The following is a 17,040-nucleotide window of genomic DNA, read 5'->3' on the forward strand; positions in this document are numbered from 1 at the left end:
GAAAAGGGTATGATAAGGTAAGTTAAAAAATAGGAGGTAAAATTGTATCCAAGCGATATAAGTGATAAGGGATGGGAAATTTTGGAGCCACATGTTGCACAAGGAGCAATAGGGAGGCCAAGGAAGCATAACATCAGAGCAATTATTAATGCAATAAGGTATATAATGAGAGGTGGCTGTCAATGGAGAATGCTGCCAAAAGACTTTCCGCCGTGGAAAACAGTTTATGATCATTATTTTAGGTGGAGTAAAAACGGAAAATTGCAGGAAATACATGACACTTTGGTGAAAAAGGTAAGAGAAATGGTTGGTAAAAATAATACACCATCGGTTGGAATAATAGACAGTCAGTCAGTAAAAACGACTCAAAAAGGGGATCCAGAGGTTACGATGCTGGCAAGAAAATAAAAGGCCGTAAACGTCATATTATTGTAGATACACAGGGTCTTATCATTACCGCTGATGTACATAGTGCAAGCGTTCAAGATCGTGACGGAGCTTTGGGTCTTTTTGTTCAAGCGAAAAAGAAAATACCAACATTACAGAAGTTTTTTGCTGATCAAGGATATACGGGTGCTCTGCAAAATCACTGTTTTCTGAAAACGGGATGTCTACTCACAATTGCCAAAAAAGCTAGTGATGCTGTAGGGTTTCAGGTCATTCCTAAGCGATGGATTGTTGAACGGACGTTTGCTTGGCTCTCCAATTTTAGGCGTATGAGTAAGGATTATGAACACTCTCCTCTCACCTCCAAGATTAATATTCTCTTTGATATGATTACTCTTATGCTTAATAAATTAGCTACTTAAATGTTTTCAAGACAGGCTCTCAGGGTTTTATACTAGGTTGTTACGTAGGCGCTGCTAACGAAAATGATAGAGATGGTATTAAAATAGCATTAAACAATATGAGAACAAAATATACTAAAGTTAAAAAAATGTGGGCTGACATGGGATACCAAGGAAGAAATTTAAAGAATCACATAAAGGAAGAATATGACATAGATATTGAAATTGTTACAAGGCCTCCATGTAGATTTTGGGTGCACAAAGATACGCCACCTGAGCTACTACCAACAAGAGAACAAGGGTTTAAAGTACAGCCAAGAAGATGGGTTGTAGAAAGGACTTTTGCTTGGGTTAATAGGAATAGAAGGCTATCGAAGGAGTATGATTTACTCACAACATCCACTGAGAATTTCATATACCTAGCTATGAGTAGGGTTATGTTAAAGAGGGAATATGCTTGAATTTACTTGTTTCCGGACAACCTCTGAGATGATGAGAAAAGAACACACTGCCCTTATTCTACTGGCCGTATAGCTACTTTCAAATTTAATCAATTAAGCAAGAGGCCCCTATGCAAACCACACTAAAAAATCATTTAGCTGGAGAATTACTTACCACCGCTACGTGCTGGAAATTAAAGCTCGCAGGTGGAGAAGTAATGGGATTCACTGACTATGATGAAGATTTAAATATTGATAATATACTCTATAAATCTTCAAGTGGATTTACAGCCAGTAGTATAATATTAAACAGCGATTTAAAAACTGATAATCTAGAAATTGAAGGGATATTAAATAGTGCTGATATTAAAGAAGAAGATGTTTTATCAGGAAAGTACGACTTTGCAAATATTGAAATATTTCTTGTGAATTATAAAGACTTGACCCAGGGAACAATGAATCTACATTCAGGAATTTTTGGTAAAGTGACATTAAGTAGTGGAAGATTTATTGTTGAAATTAGAGGGCTTTCAGCAAAGCTTGAGAGAAGCATAGCAGAATTATACTCTCCTGCATGCAGAGCACAATTTTGCGATGATAAATGTAAAGCCGATACTAAAAAATTTAGTAAAATAAGTACAATCACTAAAGTAATAGACGAAAGAAGATTTGAAGACACGAATTTAACTGAGAGTGATGAATATTATAAGCACGGAGTAGTAAAATTCTTTGGCTCAATAGCGTTTGAAGGTGTAGTAAAAGAATATAAAAATAAAGTAGTTACGTTGTTTACTTCGCCTCCATACCAAATTTTTGCTGGAGATAAATATTCAATACTCGCAGGTTGCGATAAAACATTTCCAACTTGCAGAAGCAAGTTTAACAATACTGTGAATTTTCGTGGTGAACCCTATATACCAGGTTTTTATATTGTTTAGCAGTACAATTTTCAATATTATGAATAAGCATGGAAAGGTGGCTGAGTGGTCTAAAGCACACGCTTGGAAAGCGTGCACATATGAAAATATGTCGGGGGTTCGAATCCCCCCTTTTCCGTATGTTGCTTCTAGAATAGTATAAAACCCCCGGTCGCGCGCACAACTGTACGAACATTGTAATATGGTACAATGTTACAACTATGCGGTGGTAATTTACGATAAATTCATGTAGCCATTTCAAATTTAGCCATACCAATGTCAGTAAATTGATTAAGCAAATAACACTTGAGTAGCAGTTCCTTCCCACGATTAATTTCAGATTTGTTCCGAAAATTAAACCCGAATGTTTGTTTCAGTCGCGAGAAAAAACTTTCTACATAAGATCTTTTTCCGTAGTTTGTTTGCCTTTTCCACCTCTTCATTCCATCTTCGCTGTATGACTTTATTAGTCTAATTGCAGCATTTCTCTCTGCCATACTTTGGATGCTCTGCTGCGTTGTTTTTCGGAGGAATTTTCGTTTTTATACCATATTGATTACACAGCTTATAGAGCTTTTCTCTGTCATATGCCCTATCTGCATATAGTACTTTTATGACATACTGAAAATCGACTTCTTTTAGCAAATCACAAGCTCCATAGTGATCAGAGTAGACACCGTTACTGTATTTTACAGCTATGGCTTTTTTGCTGTTTGTATTCAACATTACATGCAATTTTCTTGTCTGTTCATAGCTGCGATACTTTCTATCTTCGCTATTTTCTTTGCTATGACCAGGAGTGTTGTTGTATATACTAATTCCTGTACTGTCTATGGCAATTTCGATATCTTCCATATTATTTTTATCAATTCTGCAATCATTGATCTTAATATTAAGTTTTTTTTGAAGCTTGCGAATAGCTGATAACTGCCAAATCTCTTCCTATTTGTTGCAAATATCCTTTTATAAACCCGACTGTTTGTCTTAAGCCAATTCTAAAAAGATTAACGATTATATGCACTAAAATCACAACTTTATCACTATAAATATAGTTGCCGCCCTGCATTTTTGGACTATTTTCATACCAATTTTCGATAGCTTTATCGATGTAACGAAAAATATTTCCTCTTTTTTCTAGAAATTTGTTATATTCATGGCAGTTACTAACTCTCATTTTTTGTGGCATATTTTTCCTTAAGCGGTTAAATGGCTATTTTATAATGAATTTTGTCAGTAGCCACCAGATTTTTTCAGTTGCGATGCAACAGAGCCATCCCAGTGTCAAGCACTGGGATGACAGGAAAAGAGGCTATTTGGATGACATCTTTCTTCTTGGTATAAATTACTTTTATATCTCAATGTTCGTACAGCTATGCACGTTGCCGCATAGTGGATGAGGTGTACTACCTCTAAGAGTATACATTATCTCACATAATAATATAATATTTCGTTCATAAATCAACGTTTTTAACATGCAGCAAGAACATTTCCGTTGTAATTAAGGTTCTTAAGATGTATATTAATGAATCTTGTTTTCAATAAATAATGAAAGTAATAATTGTCATGATAATGTTATTGTGTAGCAGTTACACAATGGCAAGCGAGAGAATAAGTCTAGTGGATAAAAAACTATCTCAAGGATATGTAGCTCCAGTGCTTACAGAAAATAGCGTTATTTTATCAGACAAGCACGGCGCTTTATATTCCTTTGATATTGATAACTCAAAGGCTATGAATTGGAAATTACACCTCTCACACAGAAAAAAAATTAGTAACATGAGCCTATTGCGTCACAGAGGAAACGTTTTCTTTATAGTGGATAACGTTCTACACATAATAGATGCAAAAACCGGCAAGATTCAGTGGGAAAAAGAATTGAGAGCTCCAGTAAGAGAGAAAGCAGCAGTAATAAACAATAAATTGGTAGTATTGACTATTGATAATTATCTGTACGTGTTTGATATAAAAGATGGCAGCTTCGTTTGGGCTTATCAAAACGGTATCAATGAGGTTCGAGGTTTGTATTCCATATCGCCAGCAATTTCTAACGATAAAATAATAGCGCCATTTTCAAATGGTGAGTTAATAGCTTTTAATGAAGACGGTAAAAAATTGTGGAGCCAAAAATTGGCTACAAACCTTTTGGATACACAGCTCACAGATGTAACTACTACACCGAGAGTGCTTGGCGATACTTTAATAGCTACAAACAATTCTTATATTTATGGTATTGACGTAAAATCAGGGAATATTTTATGGTCAAAGTCACTGCAAGTAAAAAGTGTATCAGACATTGAATCATATTACAGTCCTCTTATTCCTCCAAAGGAGCAAAAAGAAGGCGGAAGAATTTTTATAGTTACTAAAGACGATAAAATAATTGGCCTGGATATAAAAAATGGAGAAACAGTCTGGGCATCTGATTTAATAGAAAATACGCAATTGTTTGCTCCAATTATGCATGCCCATACACTGTGGGTGACAAGCAATAAAGGTTCAATGTTTGCTTTTCCGGGATCTGAAAATGCAGGAAAGGTAGTCAAAGTACCTGGCAATGTGTTTCACACTCCAGTCTTTACTCACGATAAAATATATGTAACAACTGAGGGAAAAGGTGTTTATTCTTTAGAAAATAGGTTTGTTCTTTATGATTGATTATGACCTGATTGTTATAGGTGGTGGTCCAGGTGGTTATAAGTGTGCTATCGCTGCTGCAAAACTTGGATTGAAAGTTGCCTGCATAGATAAAAATAGCATTTTTGGTGGTACGTGCCTGCGGGTTGGGTGCATACCCTCCAAAGCATTGCTCCATTCTTCCTATCAGTATGCTCACACGAAAAATGATCTGTCGAAGTTTGGCATAAAAATTAAGGACGCAAGTTTCGACTTAAAAGAAATGCTAGGCTATAAGGATGCCAGAGTTCAGGAACTTGGAAAAGGTATAGAATATCTGTTTAACCTTCACAAAATCACTAAAGTCAATGGGCTTGGGGAAATTACTTCTTTTGACCAAGGTAATCTTGAAGTTTCAGTTGAAGGTAAGGTGCTGAAGACAAAAAATATAGTAATTGCAACCGGTTCTGACGTTATTTCTTTGCCAGGAATTAATATCGATGAGAAAAGTATTATTTCTTCCACCGGTGCACTATCTTTAACTGAAGTACCAAAAAAACTTGTCGTAATCGGAGCCGGGGCAATAGGGCTTGAAATGTCTTCTGTATGGAGGAGGCTAGGGTCTGAAGTCACTGTAGTAGAATTTTTTGACAGAATCGCTGCAGCAATGGATGGAGAATTAAGTAAGTCTCTATTTTCTAGTCTACAAAAACAAGGAATAAAATTTTTACTTAGCACTAAAGTTGAGGAGATAAAACAAAGTAGTAACTCTTTGAGTGTGAAAGTTTGCTCTGCTCAAGATAACCAAACAAATACTATAGAAGCAGATAAGGTGCTGGTTGCAGTAGGTCGCAAACCATGCACTGAGAATCTTGGTATTGATGAAAAAATAGAAAAAGATAATCGCGGTTTCGTTCAAGTTAACAACAGATATGAAACTAATGTGAAAGGAATATTTGCTATTGGTGATGTGATCGGTGGAGCAATGCTTGCTCATAAAGCAGAGGAAGAAGGGGTAGCAGTTGCAGAGATAATCGCTGGGCAAGTACCTCACGTTGATTATGGAATCATACCATCTGTCATTTACACTCACCCTGCGGTTTCTTCGATTGGTAAAACCGAAGAGGAACTCAAAAATGCTGGCCGTGAATACAAAGTGGGTAAGTGTCAATTTGCTGCAAATGGCAGAGCAAAAATCACTGATGATGCTGAAGGATTCGTGAAAGTGCTGACTTGTAGCAGAGCAGATACAATACTAGGTGTGCATATCATAGGAGCATACGCTGATACGCTAATCAACGAAGCAGCGGTTGCAATGGCATATGGCGCAGCAGCAGAGGATATATACAGAATTTGTCACTCTCATCCTGATATAAATGAAGCCTTTCGAGATGCGTGCATCGATGCTTTCTTTAAAAAATAATTGTGGACCTCGGTTCAATCATTGAAAAATGGTATGAGTGGCTGAGGTGCAACAGATCTTATTCACCAAACACTTTAGAGTCATACATGAGGGACTTGAAGGATCTTATAAGTTTCCTAAATACTCACATTGGTGGAGAAGTAAATGTCGGCACTTTGGAAAAATTGAGCGTACCTGAGTTAAGAAGTTGGCTTACCTCTCGTTACGCAAGAGGTGTGAATGCAAGATCTAACGCTCGTGCATTGTCAGTAATCAGAAATTTTTTCAAGTACATAAAAAACAACTACAATATAGACAATGAAGCTGTATTTTCCTTATCAAGGCCAATTCAGAGAAGAACTTTGCCCAAAGCATTATCAATACCTAATATAAAAACTTTATTGAAAGAAATGAAACTATCCGATCTGGGCGAATCTTGGGTGGTAAAAAGAGAAATTGCGATTATCGTCCTGCTATATAGTACAGGCTTAAGAATCAGTGAAGCGTTGAACCTTAGGGTTAGTGATATTAACAATGAAAGTTTAATAGTAACAGGTAAGGGAGATAAACAAAGGCAGGTATTCATTCTTCCGGTAGTAAAAAAATGTATACAGGAATATGTAAAAACCTGTCCTTATCTTGGCATTAATGATGAAGCACAATATCTTTTTTTAGGAGTAAGAGGAAAAAAATTGGGAAGAACTTATGTGGCTAATCGTTTGCAGAAAATAAGGAGAATATTAAATCTGCCAGAAATCTTATCTCCACATGCATTTCGTCATAGTTTTGCTACTCATTTGCTTCAGGAAGATATTGACATAAGATCAATACAACAACTGCTTGGTCATTCGAGTCTTGAGACCACTCAAGTTTACACTCACCTCAATTATCAAGATGTTTTTAATATGTATAAGAATTTCCAACAAAGTTTGGAGAAGAAGCCAAAACCCTTGTAACTCGAGGATTATCTGTGGCACTACCAGGTCCTATGTCTTTTTCATCTCCTTTGTATAAAAAATATCCTACTAAAAGAAGAACCAGTGCAACTGCTGTAAGACAAGAACCTATTACTGGATAATCGTATAAAACTGCTAAACATGCACCAACAGCAAACGCTCCAGATAATACAAAAGCAGCAGAAGCGTAGTTGCTTTGTTTTTTACCAGGAGAAATTGCTTGCGAGGGTTTTTCGTTTTTATTACTCAGACTTTCAGTACAGAGCCGTCTATTTTCTGATGAAAGCCTATCTCTTTCTTCAGTCAGTCGAGCTACTTGATTAGTAAGAGGTTGTCCGGAAACAAGTAAAAGGCTATAATATCTGAAATTTTAGTACGGGGTAAAGATGAGAAAAAAGTATCCAACAGATCTAAGCGAAAGGGAATGGGCAAGAATAGAAAAACACTTCAGAGTATCATACAAGAAAGGAGGAAGGCCGCCAAAGTATAGCAAAAGAGAAATATTAGAAGCAATTTTCTATGTATTGCGTACAGGGTGTCAATGGCGGTATTTACCAAATGATTTTCCGCTATGGAAGACTGTGTATGAGAGGTTGTCCGGAAACAAGTAAAAGGCTATAATATCTGAAATTTTAGTACGGGGTAAAGATGAGAAAAAAGTATCCAACAGATCTAAGCGAAAGGGAATGGGCAAGAATAGAAAAACACTTCAGAGTATCATACAAGAAAGGAGGAAGGCCGCCAAAGTATAGCAAAAGAGAAATATTAGAAGCAATTTTCTATGTATTGCGTACAGGGTGTCAATGGCGGTATTTACCAAATGATTTTCCGCTATGGAAGACTGTGTATGAGCAGTTCAGGCAATGGAAGAAGCAGGGAATTTTTGAGAAAATGAATTATGAAATTACAAAATATAGTAGAAGAAAAATAGGAAGGAATGAGCAGCCGAGTGCCTGTATAGTAGATAGTCAATCTGTAAAGACTACAGAAAAGGGGGGATCAAAGGCTATGATGGAAGTAAAAAAGTAAAGGGTAGAAAAAGGCATATAATTACAGACACTCAGGGTTTTATACTAGGTTGTTACGTAGGCGCTGCTAACGAAAATGATAGAGATGGTATTAAAATAGCATTAAACAATATGAGAACAAAATATACTAAAGTTAAAAAAATGTGGGCTGACATGGGATACCAAGGAAGAAATTTAAAGAATCACATAAAGGAAGAATATGACATAGATATTGAAATTGTTACAAGGCCTCCATGTAGATTTTGGGTGCACAAAGATACGCCACCTGAGCTACTACCAACAAGAGAACAAGGGTTTAAAGTACAGCCAAGAAGATGGGTTGTAGAAAGGACTTTTGCTTGGGTTAATAGGAATAGAAGGCTATCGAAGGAGTATGATTTACTCACAACATCCACTGAGAATTTCATATACCTAGCTATGAGTAGGGTTATGTTAAAGAGGGAATATGCTTGAATTTACTTGTTTCCGGACAACCTCTTAGGTATATTTTCAAACTCACCAATTAAAGTTTTTATATCTTGTGGTAAATCAGAGACAAATTCCATGTATTCCTTACTTTTTGGGTGGTATAAGCCCAGTGTATAAGCATGTAGTGCTTGTCTGTTGAAATTACGAATAAAACTAGAGTTTTTAGCATATTTTGTGCTTTTACTACTATTTTTCCCATAAACTTGATCACCAACTATAGAATGTCCTATGTGGCTCATGTGGACTCGAATTTGGTGCGTTCTACCTGTTTCTAAAGTGCATTTAACGAGGCTTGCTTGTCCTATAACTTTCTCTACTGAGTAATGAGTGATTGCTAATTTGCCCGTTGTTTTTGTAACACACATCATTTCTTTATTACCACGCTTTGGAGCAATGTTAGTTTCTATAGTTCCCTGCTGGGAAGATAATATTCCCCAAACTACTGCTAAGTATTCCCGCTTTATTTTGCGATTCGATAACAATTCAGACAAAAAACTATGGGCTGCTTCATTTTTTGCAATTACCATTAGCCCACTAGTATCTTTATCGAGTCTATGAACAATTCCTGGTCTTACATCAAGGTGAGCGATAACTGCGTTCAAAAGCGTATCATTGTTTGTCCCAGCACCTGGGTGCACTGTTAATCCACTTTGTTTACTCAGAACTATAATGTCCTCATCTTCATAGACGATATCAAGTTTTATGTCATAATTAGGCTCAATTGATGTGGATATGTCAGGTTGAACGAGATGCACCACATACTCTTCATCTGGTTTTACTATGTAGTCATTATTAATTATCGGTGTGCCAAGTAATTTCACCTGCTCATTTTGTATCAATCTTTGCGCTTTGCTGCGTGATATGTTGCATTTTTCAGCTATATAGGTGTCTAACCTTAATTTCTCTTTGTCATTATTAACACTTAAGGTTACTTCTAAGTGGTCTATAACAACTACCCCGCGCGAGCTACTGCAAATGCTGCTTGAATATTTTGATCTACAAAATCAACTTTTGTACTAGGAAGATCACCTTGTTTTTTAATATGGCAAATTGTTTGAGAGCCATCTTTCCAGTGAATTATTATTTTGTTATCAAAATCCCGTAATGTTGCCTCAACCTTTTTTTCTTTATTATCTTTTTCTTCCAGCTTAATAGATTCTAATAAATAATATAGAAAGTCACTTGGGTTGCCATTGATTTTTTCTTTCCATTCATCTGTTTTTTCTTGTTCAGATTTTTTTTGCTCTAACTTTTCCTTCTTTTGCTGCAGCTTATTTTGTTCTGCTTCCAGCTCTAACTTTCTAACTGTGTCACGTAGTTCTTTGACTTTATTTTCTAACACTAATAATTTATTAGTATTATTTCCATTGTTAGCTTCTAAATCAGGCGTACTTGGTTGAGCTTGCTTCTTTTTTATTTCTTCTAATTCATTCCTTACTACGTTTAATTGCATCTTCAATTCCGTTTTTTCCTTTTCTGTATCCTCTTTTAACTTTTTTAGCATGCTAAGGAACTCGTTATTATTAGACTGCGTAGTTGATTGAAGCCAGCCTACAAAGCGGCTTGGTTCAAATCGTTCAATCTTATCTTCAGCAATTTTAATAGCATTCTCTAACCTAGAAAAAGTACCTTCAATATCTAGTGAATGTGCTTTTTTTGTCAATTCTTTAGTGTTGTTTAAAACTTCTGAAATTTCTGCATGTAGCCAATCTAAATCTTTTTTGATGTCTTCTCTGATTTTTTTTAGGTGATCAAGCGTTTCTTTAATGTTAATATTTGCAGGCTTTAAAAGACTATTATCAAGTAAATCGCAAGCTTTTTTAAGGTTACTGTCAAATGAGTTGCAAAGCGGACTAAGTAGTTTTTTCATTAGAGATATTAGTTCATTTTCCCTTTTACCAAGCTTATTTTCTACTACTGATACAACCATGCCCTTTCCAGACCAGTATGGAAATAGAAGACCTAAAGAACTGTGTTTTCTAATAGTATGATTTTCATGATCCACGCTATTACTTATTAGATTGCTAAGTGTTGATATGATGCATAAAAGAATAGCGACTAATAAAGCTATTAATATTATTGGAGCATTAATGGATTGTGATATTGCTGAAACTACTATAATAGCACCAAATACATATGATCCTGTAAACAAGAGAATCCTATTTCTATTTTCTGCTTCTATATCTTCTAGTATTTTTCTCTGCGTCTTAGAAATTGGTAAAACTATTGAAAGCTTTTTCCTCTTACGATCTAAATTTGTTACAATTTCAATTTTTTCGGCTTCTTGAACAATCTGGCTGTACTGTTCATCAACTTGATAGTTTCCTACTTTTTTATCTATCTCATTCTCTTTTATTTTTTGTGTATTTATAAAGTTTATAACAGCAGTAAATAAGAAAACTGCAAGAGGAATAAAGGCAAGAGGTGCTGGCGTGAACGCAAATCCAGCAATACTTACTATAACAGGCTGAATAGAAAAGGTAGTAAATGCTATAAGAGTAGCAATGGTACTTGCTATCGATATAGTACCAGAATACTTTCTTATAGAGCTCAAAATTCTACTGGGCTGGTCAGAAAGTTTTCTAAATCCTAAAAAATCAAAATAGTCTTTGAAAGGATCTTTAGTGTCTGTAACCATAACATTTTTCTAGTTTAAACTTATTTAGGTATACATTAACCAAACCTTAAAATCAAGTTTCTTAATTTTTCAACATGTGCCAAGGCCTATTAGAGCGCACTTTATTAATCTTTATGTAACGATTTGTTAACCAAATTGAATGTGTGCCATATGTTTTTAGATTGGCATATTTGATAGTTTTAGTATTACAAACTGAATAGTCGAATTCACTTAATTGAATTATTAAATCAACTTTATCACAATTTTCTAGAATATCTTCTTCCTTATAAGCTAGCAACACTGATTTATTATTTCCTTTATTATATATGCAGCCATAATCGTTACACTTTAGCCTTTTATCTGAGTTATTGTATTTTTTATGATTCAAAATTTGGTTCTGCCCATTTTGCTTCGCCCATGTTTTGACAACAAAGTTCCTATTTTTCCTGGTGAGAGAATATAGTAAGTTATCACTTTCTTTTACAGCAACATTATCAGCATTTATTAGTATGTCGGGGGTTTTATATGCGGTGCTAAAGCAAATACCCAGCACAATAAAGAAAATTCCGAAGAAACGCCAATTTCTTTCCCACAAGCACAGCCACAATAAACCAAGTGTTATTATAATAATTGATGATGCAGGAAAAGTGCGAATGGGAATAACCAAATACTGAAGACTAGCGATAGCGTTTGTTATATACAAAATGCTGTCAATTGGGCGTTCTATAAGTGGCGCTATAATCCATTCAATACCGAAAGGAATCAACAAAACATAGATTATTCCAAGTGGAATAATAATTAATGTAACTATTGGTATAGCAACTAAATTTGTGATAATGCCACTAATTGAAAAATAATTAAAATTGTATATCGTGTACGGAACAGTTGCTAAACTTGCTATTACTGAGCTAATCATTATCGACACAAAATATTTCATTATTTTTATTTTGAACAATTTATTAGCATTAATTTGATAACTGGCAACCAGTGCCAAAACAGCAGAAAATGACATCTGAAAGCCAGGCTTTAAAATTACTTCTGGTTCTATGATAAGTATCACTGCAGCAGCAAACGCAATTGCTATTAACCCTCGATATTTTCTCTCTATCATTATTGCAACGAGTACTAAAATCACCATGATGTAGGCACGCTGAGCAGAAATTTGCATACCGGTAATCAACAAATAAAACGTGGTTGGCAAAATGGTAAGAAATGCAGATATTTTCTTGGTGTTATACTTAAGAGTCAAAGTTTCAGATATTGCGAATAAATTACGAAACACTACAAAAAACAGACCAGCAACGAATGATAAATGCAAACCAGATATGGCAAACAAATGTGCTATACCTGAATCTCGTATCGCGTCCATAGTTTTTTGATCTATGCCGTCTTTTTTACCGATCAGTAATGCAGAAATTATGTCTACATGTGGTTTTTTGATATTTTGCTGCAGGTTTTCATAAATGTATTGACGGAAAGATTCTATATACTCTAGAAATTTCCTTGCTTCAGCCTTTTTGTGCAGGGTTATTTTGCTTGTTGCAAAACCTGTTGCACTTATTTTCTGGTAATATGCTATTCTTGCAAAATCGTATGCATACTCCGAAGGCGCAATTTTTGGAGGGAAGAGTTTTGCTGATAATTTTACTTGATCGCCTATTTTAATGCCTTTTTCCACTTTGGTTCTAACTGATATTCTGATGTTATCTAGAGCTCTATCCGGTGTCATTCCAGCGCGTGACGCTGGAATCCATATCTTTTTTTTCTGGGTAAGGTCAAGTACTGGGATGACAAAAGGGGGCGCTGGGATGACAGGAGAGGATTTTGAGATAGTAGGGGATTTTTCAACAGAAAGCAGAAATTGTTTATATGAGCCCCTGTCGTTAATATCCTTCACTGTGGCAACGATATCTTTTACATATCTCTCTTTATCAAGAATTTGAGTATCAACTAAAGCTGTTCTTAATTTACTAGCTGTAAATCCTATGAGCACTGCAATTAAAGCGATACACAATATCGCGTACCTTTTATACAATATTGCAATCAAAATTAGTGTGGGTAAAAGCAAAAGAAAAATAGATATGCAGCTTGGTTCAAAACTTAGGGAAAAATAGGTTAGAATTCCTACACACTGAAAAACAGGAAACCACAGTATCAAGTTATATTGTTCATTGCGCAGATTGTTACGTATATAACTAACTATTATGTCAAGAAAAGTTAATAAGTGTGTCGATATTTGCATGTGGTGAAATTTTATTTTTCTTTTTTCATTATTTGTGTATATAATAACTAAATAAGCAACGACGCGGGATGGAGCAGCTCGGTAGCTCGTCAGGCTCATAACCTGAAGGTCGTAGGTTCAAATCCTACTCCCGCAACCATTTTTAAGGATATAGTTGTTCCACTTTCCAATCGCTTCCCTCAACAAGAGTGTATCTAAATCTAATATGCTTCCTATATTCACCTTCTTGCCAAAATTCAATTACTTTTGGGATTACGCAAAATCCCACCCAAAAATCAGGACGAGAAACTTGTGTATTGTGAAATTCTTTTTCCTTCAATTTTATAGCTTGCTCAAAATCTTGCCAATCTTTCAGAATGCTCGATTGTTTTGAGCACCATGCGCTAATTTGACTACCCAGCGCTCGAGAAGAGAAGTATTTGTCAGTTCTTTCATCGTTTAGAAGTTTAACCTCTCCTTCAATTCGCACTTGCCTAGCAAATTCTATCCAATGAAACACTAACGCAGCTTTGGGGTTCTCAGTCAATTCTTTCCCTTTTTTACTGTTTACGTTAGTGAAAAACACAAAACCTTCTTTGCTATATTCCTTTAGTAATACCACTCTTGCAGATGGAATACAGTCTTTGCTACAAGTTGCTAGCGTCATTGCAGTTGGTTGTTCACACGGAGAATTAAGTACTGCTTTGTACCACTTTGAAAACAAATCAAATGGATCTTTTTCAAGTGAAAATATCATATCAAAAAATAAAATCTTAATTCTGGCACGCGTTGCAAAAATAAGTGCTACGGCCATTTTGTCGTATAAGTGTTATGATATTATTGCAAATCTTGCAAGGTTTTTGAACTTTACCATATACGTAAAAGTTGTTTTGAAAGTATCCAGCAGATCCAGATGGCTGTGCATAATCTTTCAGTGTTGAACCACCTGCAGCAATTGCATCACTCAGAGTATTTTTTATTTCAGCAGCAAGTTTTTCGCACTCTCTATAGGTCAAGTTTTTTGCTGACCTGAGTGGTGATATACGGGCTCTAAACAAGCTCTCAGAAGCATATATGTTGCCTACGCCAACTATTGATTTATTGTCCATTAACGCTGATTTGATATTCACTTTTTTGTTTTTCAGCAACTCCTGTAAATAGTCTCCACTGAATTCATCCGTGAGGGGCTCTATTCCAAAATCGCTAAAAAAATCCGTTTCTTGTTCTTTATTTAAAACGATAACTAATCCAAATCTTCTTGGGTCATTAAAAATTATTGAAGTATTGTCAGAAAATAAAAATACCACGTGATCATGCTTATTCCGCATTTGATCGTGGTCAGCATATATAAGCTTTCCGCTCATGCCAAGATGTATGATTACAGCCACACTACCATCTGTATTCCAGATGGTATACTTACCTCTACGCTTGATGTTGCGTATGACTTTGCCCTTTAGCATATCATCAATATTTTTTGTTATTGGGGCACGTAAATTCCAATTATTCACTATAACATTACTGATTTGCTTGTTTTTAATTTTATCAAGCAAAAAATTAGAGATTACTTCCACTTCCGGTAGTTCTGGCATGATACCTCCTTCAAAACTTAAGTTTCTGATGGTAATTTTGTCGTTCTCAAATACATTCGAGTATTCTGCGGTGCTTTCTCCTAAAAATTCCTCACCACAAACGAGTTTTGAAAGGGTTCTCTGTCTACTCTGTTGCTGCTTTTTTCTTTTCAAAATATTTTGCTTTAAAGCTTTCGCTAATCTTTTTTTCTCCTCTTCTTTTTCCTTATTCTTTTTTGTGTTATTCATTATCATAATATATAAACTTGCCGTTGTAGCTCAGGTGGTAGAGTACGTCATTGGTAATGACGAGGTCCCAAGTTCGAGTCTTGGTAACGGCACACTGATTATACTTATAATATTGCATAACTTGTAAGCAAGGCTTAGAAGAAAGTTACAGAGGTAAGTTGTCATGCTTTTTCCATATCCTTTCTACCTTCTTGTTTTTGAGTAGCTCTAATGCTTTACAAAAGTGATACCTTGTTTTACTTGGCACTATAATGTCATCAATGTATCCATATGATGCAGCAAAAAATGGGTTAGCAAATTTTTCTTTATATTCTTTAATTAACGTTTGCTGATCTTTTTCGTGTCGAAATATAATCTCAACTGCACTTTCAGGGCCCATCACAGCTATTTCAGCAGTTGGCCAGGCATAATTTATATCACCTTTTAGATGTTTCGAATTCATAACAATGTATGCACCACCATACGCTTTTCTAGTGATAAGGCTAATTTTCGGCACGGTCGCTTCAGCGTAAGCGTAAAGCAGTTTCGCTCCGTGTTGTATTATATTATTGTATTCTTGATTTGTACCCGGCAAAAATCCTGGAACATCAATAAGTGTGATGATCGGAATGTTAAATGCGTCACAAAACCTTACAAACCTCGCAGCTTTTCTTGAAGAATCAATATCCAAACATCCTGCAAGGTGCATAGGTTGATTTGCAACAATACCGACAGTATTTCCTCCAATTCTACCAAAACCAGTTATGATATTACGAGCAAAATCAGGTTTCAGTTCAAAGAAATTCCTTTCATCACAAACTTTTTCAATGAGTTCATACATATCATAAGGAGTATTAGGATTGCTAGGAATCAGAGTATTTAAAGATTCATCAATATCATTAACTGAATCACAGGTTGATTTAGGTTTCGGTGATTCTTGATTATTTGCTGGTAAGAAAGTAAAGAATTCACGCATTTTTAGCAGCATTTCAACATCATTATTGAATGCAAAATCCGCTACTCCTGTTTTGCTTGTATGAATTTTTGCTCCACCGAGGTCTTCGAAACTTACATCTTCGTAGGTAACCTTTTTTACTACATCTGGCCCGGTTATAAACATATATGAACTGTTTTTCACCATGAAAGTAAAGTCAGTTAATGCTGGGGAATAAACTGCACCTCCTGCACATGGGCCCATAATTAAAGAAATTTGTGGTATAACACCCGATGCATTTACGTTTCTTTGAAAAATTTCTCCATAACCAGCAAGAGAATTTACTCCTTCCTGAATTCTGGCTCCACCAGAATCATTTAGTCCGATAATTGGAACTCTGGCATTAATTGCCATATCCATAATTTTGCATATTTTTTTTGCATGTGACGCACCAAGTGAACCACCAAAGACAGTAAAATCCTGAGAATAAACAAAAACTTTTCTGCCATAAATAGTACCATGACCAATCACTACCCCATCACCTAAAAAATTAGCATTTTGCATGCCAAAATCATTTGCATGATGTTTTACGAATTTATCGTATTCTGCAAAAGAACTTTCATCGAGCAATATACTGAGCCTTTCTCTAGCAGTTAATTTCCCTTTTTCATGTTGTTTGGTAATCCTGTCAGAACCGCCTCCTTTTTCAGCTTCTAGTGCTTTGGTTTTTAGATTTTCTAGTATTTTAAAGTCTTGCATACAATAAAGTAGTTTTCAAATTAGTTGTAGACTTTATTAAGTTTACGAACCCTACTAACTATACACATACACTATTGCTATATGCAACAATGTATGTATGA

14 protein-coding genes, 3 tRNA genes and 3 pseudogenes are annotated in these 17,040 nt (G+C 35.4%); 11 read left to right on the forward strand and 9 right to left on the reverse strand.

Annotated features, from left to right (window positions below):
* Positions 1-42: 42 nt before the first annotated feature.
* The 4 genes and pseudogenes from AAGD74_RS07345 (at position 43) to AAGD74_RS06430 (ending at position 2,284) form a co-directional block, all read left to right on the forward strand.
* Positions 43-809, forward strand: a protein-coding gene (locus tag AAGD74_RS07345) for an IS5 family transposase (protein ID WP_410529903.1) whose coding sequence is annotated in 2 segments (ribosomal slippage) — positions 43-370 and positions 370-809 — 768 coding nt in all. Because the reading frame shifts where the segments join, the coding sequence is not laid out codon by codon here.
* A gap of 11 nt (positions 810-820) precedes the next feature.
* Positions 821-1,249 (forward strand): annotated as a pseudogene (locus AAGD74_RS06420) (transposase); the annotation flags it as partial.
* Between the two features lie 110 nt (positions 1,250-1,359).
* Complete coding sequence (locus tag AAGD74_RS06425; RefSeq protein ID WP_010962809.1) at positions 1,360-2,166, forward strand: DUF2163 domain-containing protein; 807 nt, start codon at positions 1,360-1,362, stop codon at positions 2,164-2,166.
* 31 nt (positions 2,167-2,197) lie between these two features.
* Positions 2,198-2,284: transfer RNA gene (locus AAGD74_RS06430), tRNA-Ser, on the forward strand.
* A 106-nt stretch (positions 2,285-2,390) separates the two neighbouring features.
* Here AAGD74_RS06430 and AAGD74_RS06435 read toward each other — a convergent pair.
* The 3 genes from AAGD74_RS06435 to AAGD74_RS06445 are packed head-to-tail and all read right to left on the reverse strand — an operon-like array spanning position 2,391 to position 3,331.
* Positions 2,391-2,642, reverse strand: coding sequence for a hypothetical protein (locus AAGD74_RS06435; RefSeq protein WP_022626339.1), 252 nt, complete (start codon positions 2,640-2,642; stop codon positions 2,391-2,393).
* Positions 2,617-3,000, reverse strand: coding sequence for a transposase (locus AAGD74_RS06440; protein WP_341810628.1), 384 nt, complete (start codon positions 2,998-3,000; stop codon positions 2,617-2,619). Before AAGD74_RS06440 ends, AAGD74_RS06435 begins: the two co-directional genes overlap by 26 nt.
* Positions 3,001-3,037: 37 nt before the next feature.
* The gene (locus AAGD74_RS06445; RefSeq protein ID WP_080717625.1) at positions 3,038-3,331 is read right to left on the reverse strand and encodes a transposase; all 294 of its coding nucleotides are present in this window, start codon (positions 3,329-3,331) and stop codon (positions 3,038-3,040) included.
* Positions 3,332-3,690: 359 nt separating this feature from the next.
* Between AAGD74_RS06445 and AAGD74_RS06450 the strand changes: the two genes are divergently transcribed.
* The 5 genes and pseudogenes from AAGD74_RS06450 (at position 3,691) to AAGD74_RS06470 (ending at position 8,597) form a co-directional block, all read left to right on the forward strand.
* Complete coding sequence (locus AAGD74_RS06450; protein WP_341810629.1) at positions 3,691-4,800, forward strand: PQQ-binding-like beta-propeller repeat protein; 1,110 nt, start codon at positions 3,691-3,693, stop codon at positions 4,798-4,800.
* The gene (lpdA, locus tag AAGD74_RS06455; RefSeq protein ID WP_236514553.1) at positions 4,793-6,181 is read left to right on the forward strand and encodes a dihydrolipoyl dehydrogenase; all 1,389 of its coding nucleotides are present in this window, start codon (positions 4,793-4,795) and stop codon (positions 6,179-6,181) included. Before AAGD74_RS06450 ends, lpdA begins: the two co-directional genes overlap by 8 nt.
* Positions 6,182-6,183: 2 nt before the next feature.
* Entirely contained in the window at positions 6,184-7,116 is a 933-nt protein-coding gene (locus AAGD74_RS06460; RefSeq protein WP_006279615.1) for a tyrosine recombinase XerC, read from the forward strand.
* A gap of 386 nt (positions 7,117-7,502) precedes the next feature.
* Positions 7,503-7,709 (forward strand): annotated as a pseudogene (locus tag AAGD74_RS07350) (transposase); the annotation flags it as partial.
* Positions 7,710-7,764: 55 nt separating this feature from the next.
* Positions 7,765-8,597 (forward strand): annotated as a pseudogene (locus AAGD74_RS06470) (IS5 family transposase).
* Positions 8,598-8,599: 2 nt separating this feature from the next.
* Here the strand turns inward: AAGD74_RS06470 and AAGD74_RS06475 are convergent.
* The 3 genes from AAGD74_RS06475 to AAGD74_RS06485 all read right to left on the reverse strand — a co-directional run bounded on the left by AAGD74_RS06475 (position 8,600) and on the right by AAGD74_RS06485 (position 13,471).
* Positions 8,600-9,493 carry an RluA family pseudouridine synthase gene (locus AAGD74_RS06475; RefSeq protein ID WP_341810777.1) on the reverse strand — a complete coding sequence of 298 codons (894 nt, stop codon included), beginning with the start codon at positions 9,491-9,493 and terminating at the stop codon, positions 8,600-8,602.
* A gap of 71 nt (positions 9,494-9,564) precedes the next feature.
* Positions 9,565-11,250 (reverse strand): hypothetical protein, encoded by a 1,686-nt coding sequence (locus AAGD74_RS06480; protein ID WP_077188323.1) that lies wholly within the window; start codon positions 11,248-11,250, stop codon positions 9,565-9,567.
* Positions 11,251-11,311: 61 nt separating this feature from the next.
* Positions 11,312-13,471, reverse strand: a complete 2,160-nt coding sequence (locus AAGD74_RS06485) for a ComEC/Rec2 family competence protein (protein WP_236514433.1) — start codon at positions 13,469-13,471, stop codon at positions 11,312-11,314.
* A 62-nt stretch (positions 13,472-13,533) separates the two neighbouring features.
* Here AAGD74_RS06485 and AAGD74_RS06490 point away from each other — a divergent pair.
* Positions 13,534-13,610, forward strand: a tRNA-Met gene (locus AAGD74_RS06490).
* Between the two features lie 3 nt (positions 13,611-13,613).
* On the opposite strand, the gene pdxH is transcribed toward AAGD74_RS06490, so the two are convergent.
* Both pdxH and mutM read right to left on the reverse strand, forming a co-directional pair.
* Positions 13,614-14,207: a pyridoxamine 5'-phosphate oxidase gene (pdxH, locus tag AAGD74_RS06495; RefSeq protein WP_022626142.1), complete on the reverse strand. Its 594-nt coding sequence runs from the start codon at positions 14,205-14,207 to the stop codon at positions 13,614-13,616.
* Between the two features lie 16 nt (positions 14,208-14,223).
* Complete coding sequence (gene mutM, locus AAGD74_RS06500; protein ID WP_010963068.1) at positions 14,224-15,039, reverse strand: bifunctional DNA-formamidopyrimidine glycosylase/DNA-(apurinic or apyrimidinic site) lyase; 816 nt, start codon at positions 15,037-15,039, stop codon at positions 14,224-14,226.
* A gap of 247 nt (positions 15,040-15,286) precedes the next feature.
* On the opposite strand from mutM, the gene AAGD74_RS06505 reads away from it, so the two are divergent.
* Positions 15,287-15,359: transfer RNA gene (locus tag AAGD74_RS06505), tRNA-Thr, on the forward strand.
* A gap of 53 nt (positions 15,360-15,412) precedes the next feature.
* On the opposite strand, the gene AAGD74_RS06510 is transcribed toward AAGD74_RS06505, so the two are convergent.
* Positions 15,413-16,939, reverse strand: coding sequence for an acyl-CoA carboxylase subunit beta (locus tag AAGD74_RS06510; RefSeq protein WP_077188322.1), 1,527 nt, complete (start codon positions 16,937-16,939; stop codon positions 15,413-15,415).
* Between the last annotated feature and the right edge of the window lie 101 nt (positions 16,940-17,040).

Origin of the sequence: Wolbachia endosymbiont (group A) of Campoletis raptor (genome assembly GCF_964026755.1) — a bacterium.
In the GTDB taxonomy this organism is placed as follows: domain Bacteria; phylum Pseudomonadota; class Alphaproteobacteria; order Rickettsiales; family Anaplasmataceae; genus Wolbachia; species Wolbachia pipientis.

Excerpts from the sequence above, each read along its gene's own strand:
- AAGD74_RS06485 (WP_236514433.1), bottom strand. The coding sequence starts at position 13,471 with ATGCAAATATCGACACACTTATTAACTTTTCTTGACATAATAGTTAGT.
- mutM (WP_010963068.1), bottom strand. The coding sequence starts at position 15,039 with ATGCCAGAACTACCGGAAGTGGAAGTAATCTCTAATTTTTTGCTTGAT.
- AAGD74_RS06450 (WP_341810629.1), top strand. The coding sequence starts at position 3,691 with ATGAAAGTAATAATTGTCATGATAATGTTATTGTGTAGCAGTTACACA.
- AAGD74_RS06435 (WP_022626339.1), bottom strand. The coding sequence starts at position 2,642 with ATGGCAGAGAGAAATGCTGCAATTAGACTAATAAAGTCATACAGCGAA.
- AAGD74_RS06510 (WP_077188322.1), bottom strand. The coding sequence starts at position 16,939 with ATGCAAGACTTTAAAATACTAGAAAATCTAAAAACCAAAGCACTAGAA.
- AAGD74_RS06440 (WP_341810628.1), bottom strand. The coding sequence starts at position 3,000 with ATGGAAGATATCGAAATTGCCATAGACAGTACAGGAATTAGTATATAC.
- AAGD74_RS06480 (WP_077188323.1), bottom strand. The coding sequence starts at position 11,250 with ATGGTTACAGACACTAAAGATCCTTTCAAAGACTATTTTGATTTTTTA.
- AAGD74_RS06445 (WP_080717625.1), bottom strand. The coding sequence starts at position 3,331 with ATGCCACAAAAAATGAGAGTTAGTAACTGCCATGAATATAACAAATTT.
- AAGD74_RS06425 (WP_010962809.1), top strand. The coding sequence starts at position 1,360 with ATGCAAACCACACTAAAAAATCATTTAGCTGGAGAATTACTTACCACC.
- pdxH (WP_022626142.1), bottom strand. The coding sequence starts at position 14,207 with ATGATATTTTCACTTGAAAAAGATCCATTTGATTTGTTTTCAAAGTGG.
- lpdA (WP_236514553.1), top strand. The coding sequence starts at position 4,793 with ATGATTGATTATGACCTGATTGTTATAGGTGGTGGTCCAGGTGGTTAT.